Annotated in this window: 9 protein-coding genes and 1 pseudogene; 4 read left to right on the forward strand and 6 right to left on the reverse strand. The window is 44.7% G+C overall.

Features of this window, described 5'->3' with window-relative positions; translation table 11 throughout:
* Positions 1–69: 69 nt before the first annotated feature.
* Both tig and AB6E78_RS04255 read right to left on the reverse strand, forming a co-directional pair.
* A complete protein-coding gene (gene tig, locus AB6E78_RS04250; RefSeq protein ID WP_017631415.1) occupies positions 70–1,368 on the reverse strand; it encodes a trigger factor in 1,299 nt (432 codons plus the stop codon).
* A 294-nt stretch (positions 1,369–1,662) separates the two neighbouring features.
* A pseudogene (locus tag AB6E78_RS04255) lies at positions 1,663–1,845 on the reverse strand (hypothetical protein); the annotation flags it as partial.
* Positions 1,846–2,008: 163 nt separating this feature from the next.
* On the opposite strand from AB6E78_RS04255, the gene AB6E78_RS04260 reads away from it, so the two are divergent.
* The 3 genes from AB6E78_RS04260 (at position 2,009) to AB6E78_RS04270 (ending at position 5,460) form a co-directional block, all read left to right on the forward strand.
* A complete protein-coding gene (locus AB6E78_RS04260; protein WP_017060622.1) occupies positions 2,009–3,829 on the forward strand; it encodes an ATP-binding protein in 1,821 nt (606 codons plus the stop codon).
* Between the two features lie 29 nt (positions 3,830–3,858).
* Positions 3,859–5,208: a sigma-54 dependent transcriptional regulator gene (locus AB6E78_RS04265; protein WP_102393527.1), complete on the forward strand. Its 1,350-nt coding sequence runs from the start codon at positions 3,859–3,861 to the stop codon at positions 5,206–5,208.
* A 78-nt stretch (positions 5,209–5,286) separates the two neighbouring features.
* The gene (locus tag AB6E78_RS04270) at positions 5,287–5,460 is read left to right on the forward strand and encodes a hypothetical protein (RefSeq protein WP_017060624.1); all 174 of its coding nucleotides are present in this window, start codon (positions 5,287–5,289) and stop codon (positions 5,458–5,460) included.
* Between the two features lie 54 nt (positions 5,461–5,514).
* Here the strand turns inward: AB6E78_RS04270 and AB6E78_RS04275 are convergent, their stop codons facing one another.
* The 3 genes from AB6E78_RS04275 to AB6E78_RS04285 form a co-directional block, all read right to left on the reverse strand.
* Complete coding sequence (locus AB6E78_RS04275; RefSeq protein ID WP_017060625.1) at positions 5,515–6,876, reverse strand: TRAP transporter large permease; 1,362 nt, start codon at positions 6,874–6,876, stop codon at positions 5,515–5,517.
* Between the two features lie 2 nt (positions 6,877–6,878).
* On the reverse strand, positions 6,879–7,634 hold the full coding sequence (locus AB6E78_RS04280; protein ID WP_048661478.1) for a TRAP transporter small permease: 756 nt from the start codon (positions 7,632–7,634) through the stop codon (positions 6,879–6,881).
* Positions 7,635–7,698: 64 nt separating this feature from the next.
* Positions 7,699–8,694, reverse strand: coding sequence for a TRAP transporter substrate-binding protein (locus AB6E78_RS04285; RefSeq protein ID WP_372132869.1), 996 nt, complete (start codon positions 8,692–8,694; stop codon positions 7,699–7,701).
* Between the two features lie 346 nt (positions 8,695–9,040).
* Here AB6E78_RS04285 and AB6E78_RS04290 point away from each other — a divergent pair, with 346 nt between their 5' ends.
* Positions 9,041–9,448 carry a thioesterase family protein gene (locus tag AB6E78_RS04290; RefSeq protein WP_004736070.1) on the forward strand — a complete coding sequence of 136 codons (408 nt, stop codon included), beginning with the start codon at positions 9,041–9,043 and terminating at the stop codon, positions 9,446–9,448.
* Between the two features lie 75 nt (positions 9,449–9,523).
* Here the strand turns inward: AB6E78_RS04290 and AB6E78_RS04295 are convergent, their stop codons facing one another.
* Positions 9,524–10,336, reverse strand: a complete 813-nt coding sequence (locus tag AB6E78_RS04295; protein WP_017060627.1) for a 4'-phosphopantetheinyl transferase superfamily protein — start codon at positions 10,334–10,336, stop codon at positions 9,524–9,526.
* Positions 10,337–10,438: the final 102 nt, after the last annotated feature.

The raw sequence follows: 10,438 nt of genomic DNA on the forward strand, positions 1-10,438 counted from the left end.
AAATCATACGGACCATTGTTAGCAGAATTGTTGACCGTACGTCAACCTTCTACGTCAGATATTACTATATTAAGCAGGTTGCTGATTCATTAGCTCGTTGAAGCTAACTTCTTTATCAGAAACTTGAGCTTTAGCGATGATTGCATCAATAGCTTGCTCTTCTAGAGCAACGTTGCGCATGTTGTTCATCATTTGCTCGTTTTGCTCGTAGTAAGCAATAACTTCTGTTGGATCTTCGTATGCTGTAGCCATCTCTTCGATGATAGCTTTAACTTTCTCGTCGTCAGCTTTTAGCTCTTCAGTCTTGATTACTTCACCAAGTAGAAGACCTACAACTACGCGACGTTTAGCTTGCTCTTCGAACAGCTCACGTGGAAGTTGGTCAGCAGCTTCAGTGTTGCCACCGAAACGTTGAGCAGCTTGTTGACGTAGAACACCGATTTCTTGATCGATAAGAGCAGAAGGTACGTCGATGTTGTTTTCGTTAACTAGACCGTCGATAGCTTGCTCTTTGATGCGGTTCTTAACAGCTTGCTTAAGCTCACGCTCCATGTTCTTACGAACTTCAGCTTTAAGACCTTCAACGCCGTCAGCAGCACCGAACTTAGAAACGAATTCTTCGTTTAGTTCTGGAAGTTCACGAGCTTCAACTTTGTTCAGCTTGATAGAGAACTTAGCTGCTTTACCTTTTAGGTTTTCAGCGTGGTAATCTTCTGGGAAGTTTACGTCGATTTCGAATTCCATACCTGCTGTTTTACCAACGATACCGTCTTCGAAGCCAGGGATCATGCGACCAGCGCCCATCTCTAGTGGGAAGTTCTCAGCTTTACCGCCTTCGAACTCTTCACCGTCGATAGAACCAACGAAGTCGATAGTTGCACGAGAACCAGCGTCAGCTGCAGCTTCAACTTCAGTCCAAGTTGCTTGTTGCTTACGTAGAGTTTCGATCATCTCTTCAACGTCTGCGTCTTTAACTTCTACTGCTGGTTTCTCAACAGTGATGTTTTCTAGACCTTTCAGCTCAACTTCTGGGTAAACTTCAAAAGTTGCGTTGAATACTAGGTCAGCGCCTTCGTTGTTTTCAACTGGTGCGAAAGTTGGTGCGCCAGCTGGGTTGATTTTCTCTTTAACGATCGCTTCGATGAAGTGACGTTGCATTACTTCGCCCATCACGTCTTGACGTACTGCTTTGCCGTACATTTTAGCAACCATCTTCATTGGCACTTTGCCTTTACGGAAACCATCGAAACGACGGTTTTTCGCGATGTTGCGTAGTTCAGCTGTAACTGCATCTTCGATGTTAGCAGCAGGAACAGTAATATTAAGACGGCGCTCTAGGCCTTCTAGCGTTTCAACAGTAACTTGCATTATATAAACCTCAAAACTGGCTCAGTAATCTGAGCATATGAGCCGTAACTTAGCTTTAATTCAAAAGCAGACGTTGTTGGCTGCATCCTTGTGTAGTGCTCTATCCGAACACCTAATTTAAAATCGAGCATTGATGTCTGAATTGATTATTCAACCAAACACCAGACTAATCAGCGATATCTTCGTTCTTCACACGTCGATTAAAACGCAATAAAGCTTGTTTTCAGAAACAAGAAAGGTATCTCCGATTAGCCTCAGGACAGAAATTTTAGACGCGACATTCTAGCGATCTGTTTAATCTCTGTCGAGCCGTTCACCTCTGCATGATGATGAATGCTCTAAATTCGTCCAACTAAGTGATACAAAAACGATCAAATCATCACTTAGCACAACAGAAATGGGGACAATAGCGACTTTTTCAAGGGAATCGAGGGCTTTTTTTGCTAAAAACCTTAAAAAGAGATCTTGCTCTTGTTTTACCCCTCAGAGTCGATAACTTTTTCAACAATCCCCGTTACAAACCCTTAACCTACATCCATCTGTTCACTCTCTGCTTTCAGCAAAAACTACCGCTATTTGCTACCATAAACGAGAGAAGACAGGCTTGATTGTTTACCAAAGAAATCAGCGGAGAGCCTTCATGTTTCAAGCTTTTAAAATCCCAATACTGTTAATGGTCACATACAGTTTACTGATGGTGTTTGGCGGTCATTGGGTGTGGAGCACGAGCCATGAAAGTTTGTTAAATGATCATCAATCTAAGCTGGACCGCTTTTCTGTTCATATTTCAAGCCAATTGGATAAGTTCGCGCACATTCCCGAGCTGCTTTCAAAAGACAAAGAGCTGGTCGATGCCCTGCACTCTCCAAGTAACTCTGCGCAAATCGAACTCACTAATCGTTATCTAGAGCACGTAAACTCGGTGATTCAAGCATCCGACACCTACCTACTAGACAGTATCGGCACCACCATTGCAGCCAGTAACTGGAATCAACCGCGTTCTTTTATTCGTCGTAACTTTGCTTTCCGCCCCTACTTTCAAGAAGCGATTATTGGCAATGAAAATCAATATTTTGCGCTAGGTTCAACCTCTGGAAAGCGAGGCTATTATTATTCTTACCCCGTCTCCTATGCCGCCGAGATTATTGGCGTCATTGTCGTAAAGATGGATTTATCGCTGATTGAAGCAAGTTGGAAAGGCAAACAGAGTTTTTTTGTTGCTGACGATAAAGATCAAATTGTATTTATGTCGAGTAACCCTGAGTGGCTGTTCAAAAGCCTTCAGCCGCTAAGCGAAGTACAACACACTCGAATTCAAGAAAGCAGGCAGTATCTCGATACAAAAATAGAAAGCCTGCACTTCTCCGGCGATTTAGACAGTGCCACCAGTCGTATTGAGTCGCCACACAAACTCGTCCAAGAGCAGTTCTTTAGTTCTTCGCGTTTCCTAGCCGAACCAAGACTCACCATACGGGTATTTTCTCCAACCCACTTAGTTTGGTGGGACTTGGTTGCTTACCTTGTGGTTTTGAGCCTAATCTTTGCGATTATTTATCTAACAATGCAGCTCAACCACCATAGACAACAAAGACGAGCACAGATAGACAGGCTGCAATCCGAAGCCAAGCAAAAACTCGAATTTCAAGTGCTTGAACGTACATCGGAGTTACATGTTGAGATCAAACACCGTATCGAAACCGAGCATGTTCTGAGGCAAACCCAAGACGAGCTCATCCAAGCCGCCAAACTAGCAGTGCTAGGGCAGATGTCAGCGAGCATCAGTCACGAACTGAATAACCCGCTTGCCGCGATTCGCAGTTATGCCGACAACGGCCGATTGTTTCTTGCCAAAGAAAAAACCGATCGTGTCGATGACAATCTATCGCGAATCTCGGCACTCACTGATCGTATGGCGAAAATCAGCCACCAGCTTCGCTCGTTCGCCAAAAAATCTACTGCGGAAGAGCTACACACCTTACAAATACTCCCAGTTTTACATTCATCGAAAGAGCTGATGAAGCCACAACTCAAGAGCGAGCGAGTTAAGGTCAACGAACTCCCTGAGACCTTTGATGCTTGCGTGCTCGCCAACGCCATTCAACTGGAACAGGTGATCATTAACCTGCTGACCAACGCGATTCAGGCGGTGGAACAACAAGATGACAAACAATTAGCTATTCTGTTAGAGATTAGAGAGTCCGACCATCAACAAGCCAATACCTTGCTAATTCATGTCGATGATAACGGCCCCGGCTTCACCTCCCCTTCTAGCGGAAACTTTTTTGAACCCTTCCATACCACCAAGAAAAACGGACTTGGACTTGGGCTATCGATTTCTCAACAAATAATCAACGGAATAAATGGCAAGCTCGTTACCGGTAGTAGCCCTCAAGGCGGTGCTCGAATCAGCATAGAGTTGCCCCTTGTTGGACATGAACAGCAAACAAAAACTCAGCAATAACCAGAATACAAAGAAGTAAAGGAATCACTATGTGTCACGTCTATTTCATTGATGATGAATCCGATCTAAGAATGGCGATTGAACAGAGCTTCGAGCTCGCCGACATTGATGCCGAATTCTTTCCCGATGCGGAGTCTGCTCTGCTCGCAATTCAAGAAAACGGCTTACCTCACGTGATCATCACTGATATCTGTCTACCAGGTCTATCCGGGCATGATCTGCTCAACACCGTGATGCACAAAGACAAAGAGATCCCCGTGATCATGATTACTGGTCACGGCGATATTTCAATGGCCGTTCAAGCCATCCAATACGGCGCCTATGACTTCATTGAAAAACCTTTCGCTAATGAACGCCTAATCGAAACCACTAAGCGAGCGATAGAAAAACGTCAGCTCACACTAGAGAACCTTGAGTTAAAACGTTCACTCAAAGCCAGCCAAGCGCTCGGCCCTAGAATCATTGGTGATACGCAATCCATGACTGAGCTGCGCTCCATCATCACCCATATTGCCGACACCAATGCCGATATATTATTGTTTGGCGAGACAGGTACAGGTAAAGAGTTAGTAGCACGTTCTCTGCATGAACAAAGCAGCCGTCGAGAGCAAAACTTTGTCGCGGTCAACTGTGGTGCTGTTCCTGAAAACCTGATTGAGAGTGAACTGTATGGCCATGAAAAAGGGGCATTCACGGGCGCAGAAAGCAAGCGAGTGGGTAAATTCGAGTTTGCTCAAGGCGGAACTCTATTCTTAGATGAAGTTGAATCCATGCCGATGCAGGCACAAATTCGCCTATTACGCGTCTTACAAGAACGCGTTATTGAGCGAGTTGGTTCAAACGGTTTAGTGCCACTAGATATTCGAGTGATAGCAGCAACCAAAGTCGACCTAAAGAAAGCCGCTGAAGAAGGCTCTTTCCGCCAAGATCTCTATTATCGACTCAATGTTGTGACCTTAGATTTACCGCCGTTAAGAAGCCGACAAGAAGATATCCCAGCACTCTTCCACCACTTCTTACTGGTCGCTGCGGCGCGTTATGGCAAGACTGCCCCTGCCCTTCCACAAAAGGAGCTGCACGCACTTTTGGCTCATGATTGGCCGGGAAATGTTCGAGAATTACGTAATACTGCAGAGCGTTTTGTACTTTTAGGTAAGCTTTCTCACTTATCAGACAGCGCCACTGAAACTACTCAAGAACTGTCTTTGGCAGAATTGGTATCTGACTTTGAAAAAAACACGTTGAAGCAGGCACTTATTGAATGCAATGGCAGTATAAAAGAGACCATGGAGAGGCTGCAATTACCGAGGAAAACCCTCTACGATAAGATGCAAAAGCACCAGCTAACGAAAGAATCTTATAAGGTAGAACCAAACTAAATTAGATTTGGGAGCAAGATCACCTATACTTATTTCGACAACAGGATGTTATGCAATAAATATAATAAGGAAGTGGTTATGGGTGAGAAAACAAAAGTGCCATCGATTACCGATACTTTCGAGATAGATGGTATTTTTTATGCTGACAATCATGTCGATCTACACACGCCAGAATTAGAGGCAAAACGCGCTTTGTATGAGCAGATAAAGCCTCATTCAAATCGTGGCAGAAATATAGATGAGGAGGTCTAGCGACCTCCTCATTTTTTATGGATTAAATTCCATGTCAGTGAATGACTCAAATAGCTACTTGGTTATGATCTCTGGTCCCATCAAGGTGGTTGGTAACCATGTTGATACCCAAGGTACGTAAGTGACGATAATCAGGAATAAGAACATCACCCCAACCCACGGCAATGCGGCTTTTACCACGTTCATCATCGACATCTTCGCGACACCTGCGGTCACAAACAAATTGAGCCCGACAGGCGGCGTTATCATCCCTATCTCCATGTTCACCACCATCATGATACCTAGGTGAATTGGGTCGATACCGAGCGCAATTGCAATTGGGAATACCAAAGGAGCAACGATGATCAGCAAGCCTGATGGCTCCATGAACTGCCCACCAATCAAGAGTAAAACGTTTACTACAATCAAAAAGGTGATCGGACCCAAGCCCGCAGATAGCATAGACTCAGTGATCATTTGAGGAATGCGTTCTTCGGTCAGTACATGCTTAAGAATCAGAGCATTGGCAATGATAAACAGCAGCATGATCGTCAGCTTGCCTGCATCGTAAAGTGTGTCTTTGGTGTCTTTATGGAAAAACGTTTGGAACACCTTAACCAAAGCAGGCTTTGTATTGTTCTTGTCAGCGAAAGGCCCCATATCTTTATAGATAAAGTTGGCAATGAAGAAGGCATACACCGCAGCCACTGCCGCCGCTTCTGTCGGAGTAAAGATGCCGCCGTAGATACCACCTAGAATGATGACAATCAGCAGCAAGCCCCAGCTCGCATCTTTCGCAGCTGCGAACATCTCGCCCCAGCCCACAAATGGCTGTGCCGGAATCTTCTTAATACGTGCTGCGATGTAGATAGCAATCATCAACATCACACCCGCCAGCAAACCAGGAATAACGCCACCTAAGAACATACGACCTACCGATACATCGGTCGCCGCCGCGTATACCACCATCACGATGGACGGTGGAATCAAGATCCCCAACGTACCTGCGTTACAGATAACCCCTGCCGCGAACTCTTTTGAGTAGCCGTTTTTGATCATACCTGCGATAACGATACTACCGATCGCCACTACCGTTGCAGGAGATGAACCAGAAAGGGCTGCGAACATCATACATGCCACAACCGACGCCATCGCCAAGCCGCCGCGGAACCAACCCACCATCGCGATAGCAAAACGGATAATACGTTTCGCCACGCCACCAGTAGACATAAAGCTAGAGGCCAAGATAAAGAAAGGAATCGCTAAGAGTGTGTAGTGGCCTGCAAATGCATTAAACAGCGTTTGTGCAACGGATGCCAAAGAAGCATCTGAATGCATTAATAAGAATATGACGCTTGATAAACCAAGGGAAATCGCAATTGGTACACCGACCAACATGAAAGCAATTACCATTAAAAATAGAAATAACATTGCCATGATTAGTCTTCCTTACCGTTAGATTTTGTACCCGACTCGTTCGCCTTGTTTTGCTTAGTCGAATCCAATACCGCTGTCGCGTCTTCATCAGAACCCGCTAACACATCAGCTTTCAATGCATCCAGCTCTTCTTCGGCTTCGTGTCCTGCAATCATGCGGTCAAGCTTGCCTGTGACGACTTGATAAGCAACTTGAGCAAAACGGAACGTTAGCATTGCCATACCAATCGGCAGCGCCATATAAGGAATAAAACGTGGCAGTTTCTCGTATCGCTCGCCTTCATTCAGCCAGTCAGCAAGAAACTGAAGCATCTCTGGCATTGGAATATCGTCGGTCTCGTACCATGCGCGATCGGTCGCGAATGGGTACCAATAATTCCAAGAACCGATAAGCAGTAAGATTGAAAATGCTAGGCAGCTTGTCACGGCGATGAGCGCATACACTTTGCGTAGCTTTTCTGGGGCAAGGTTGATGATCACATCAACACCAATGTGGAAGTGTTTTTTAACGCCATAAGATGCGCCCACTAACACCATCCAAGCAAACATGAACACGGTCAGTTCCAGTGCCCATAAGATGTTGTCATTGAATGCGTATCGAAATACCACGTTGGCAAAAGTAAGTAGCGTCATTGCGCCAAGGAAAAATGCGATTAGTGACTCTTCAATCACATCCGTAACTCTTCCGACTTTGGAAAAAAGAGAGGTTTCCAGTGCTGATTCGCTAGAATTTGGTTGTTCCATTTGAGGCTTTTCCATAATTGACTCCGCTTATAATTGTTTTAATAAGGAGTGACGAATACTCGCCACTCCCTTAGCGGTGTTATTGGTTTGAAGCTAACGCTGCATCGATAAGGTCTGAACCGATGTCTTTTTCAAACTTCTTCCATACTGGTTGAAGTGCAGCTACCCATGCTTCACGCTGTTCAGGCGTAAGTGTACGAACCTCACCACCCGCTTCGATGATGTTGTTTTTGTTCGCTAGGTTAACTTTTGAAGATTCTGCGTTACGCGTCTCAGACACTTCTTGAACGATAGTGCCAAGCTGTGTGCGTACATCTTCAGGTAGGTCTTTCCAGAAGTCGTTTGACGTTACAACTAGGTAATCCAAGATACCGTGATTAGTTTCGGTCACGCCGTCTTGTACTTCAAAGAACTTCTTACCGTAGATGTTTGACCATGTGTTCTCTTGACCATCGATAACTTTAGTTTGCAAGCCACCGTACACTTCTTTGAAAGACATCTTCTGTGGGTTAGCGCCTAGTTGTTCAAACTGAGCCACCAATACATCCGATGCTTGAACACGGAATTTCAAACCTTTTGCATCTTCAGGGCTGATAAGAGGTTTGTTCGCCGACATCTGTTTCATGCCATTGTGCCAAAACGCAAGACCTTGCAGGCCACGACGCTTCATCGCGTTCTTCAGCTTTTCACCAGATTCTGAGTTTTGGAAACGGTCAACGGCTTCTACGTCTTCAAATAGGAAAGGAAGGTCAAAAATGCGGTATTTCTTAGTGAACTTCTCAAATTTTGACAGCGATGGCGCCGCCATTTGAACATCACCATTTAACAGGGCTTCCAGTACCTTATTATCATCGTAAAGTGTTGAGTTAGGGAAAACTTGCATACAAGCTTTTCCATTCATTTCTGTGTTTACTCGCTCTTCCAGTAAAGAAGCGGCGATGCCTTTCGGGTGCTTATCGGTATTGGTTACATGACTGAATTTAATCACGATTTCACCAGGGTCACAGTTTGCAGCAGCATTAAAACTTGCGAGCGCCAGAGCAGATACAGACAGCAGGGTAAGAGGCTTAAACATTATTATTCTCCTTAGTAAACAAAGCAGCCCTTCAATGGGAACTGCGTGCTTTCACTAAGGCAATTAGCGCGCCATATTGACACAATTCATTAACAAGCCTTTAACCGCAAGGCTTCATCAGATCTGCCTGCAGTTGTCGCTAACTCGCTACAAAAATTAATGGGTGGAAAATGACACATAGAATATTTGTAAATGGGTGGGAGTTGACCAAAGCATCAGTGATAAATGAGGTCTGACCAAAAGCCCCTTTCACGATGATGCCTTGAAGTAATTTCAACCTATCCTGTAGAGTGCTGCACAACTTAGTCAGATTTACTGATCCACTACTTACCAAGAGTTGCTACCAATGAGTCAGATCTACCATCACCCAGTACAGATTTACTACGAAGATACCGATCACTCAGGTGTGGTTTATCACCCTAACTTTCTTAAATACTTTGAGCGTGCGCGCGAGCATGTGTTGGGCAGCGATAAACTGGCGGAGTTGTGGAATGAGCACGGACTAGGTTTTGCAGTCTATAAAGCCAATATGACCTTTCAAGACGGCGTTGAGTTCGCAGAGATCTGCGATATCCGAACCTCTTTTGAGCTCGATGGCAAATACAAAACCTTATGGCGACAAGAGGTATGGCGTAAAGATGCAACCAAACCTGCCGTGATTGGTGATATCGAGATGGTTTGCCTAGATAAAGACAAACAACTTCAGCCTGTACCCGCAGAAGTATTAAAAGCGATGCTTGGCGAAACGAGTTAGCCAATATTACGAATGGCTGAGAGCGAGCCGTGTTCAAGATTAGAAGCTAAAGGTTCTAGTGTAACGAACGTAAACTCAGCCAAGTAGCTTCGATTTGGGGAAGCACTTAATCTCTAATTGCATAGGAAGCGTTGCACCACCAAGCGTCACGGCAAATCGAAACTGGTTATCCAGCCTTCCTAAACTGCATTGCCAATCTGTTGAAGTATTGTCATTTTCAGCAGCATCCAACCCTACACCGTTATGGACAATGATTCCTCCATGTAACTCTGGTCGTAAACCCGACGAATGAACTGGCAGCGTTTGTTGAGTTAGATTGGAAAAATCGAACGAAAAACTTTTCAATGATGTGGCCAACCCCTTACCTGTCGCTTTGATGTACGACTCTTTCAGTGCCCACAAATCAAAAAAACGTTCTCTTTGAGATACCTCATCCAGCTCGAGTAAATCGTTAATCTCAAATTCCGAAAAGTAATGCTTCATGATCGCCGCGATGTTGGTCGAGCTTCTTGCATGTTCTATATCCACCCCAAGCTGTAGTGGTTGCCCTTTCGTTCGGCAGACAGCAATCAGTAAATGATCTTGACTGTGGCTAATATTGAAATTCAGTCCGGTTTTGTGTTGCTGCTCTGCAATCAAGCTTGGTTTGCCTTTTTCACCATACTCAAATCGCCACTCTTCAGCCGTCAAATCAGAGTAGATCGACAGAACCTCTCGTAAGTAGTTACGAACATAGAGCGCTTGGATCTGAGATGAAGGCATTCGATAACGCTCAACCTTAGCGACTTCATCGTCGGTCAGTTTCTGTTTAAGGCACGACACATGATCAGTACCTTCATCCAAATTGCTTAGAGAACAAAGCCACAAATCAACGACTGGTGTTTCCATCTTTTGAGCACTCACTTCTTAAAAATCACTATTCATAAAGCCATCAATAAAACATCAAAACGAACAAATTTAACTCACCTATATTTTGAGAGAAACATAGAG

It is taken from the genome of Vibrio sp. 10N.247.310.98 (genome assembly GCF_041467395.1).
Lineage (GTDB): Bacteria > Pseudomonadota > Gammaproteobacteria > Enterobacterales > Vibrionaceae > Vibrio > Vibrio crassostreae_C.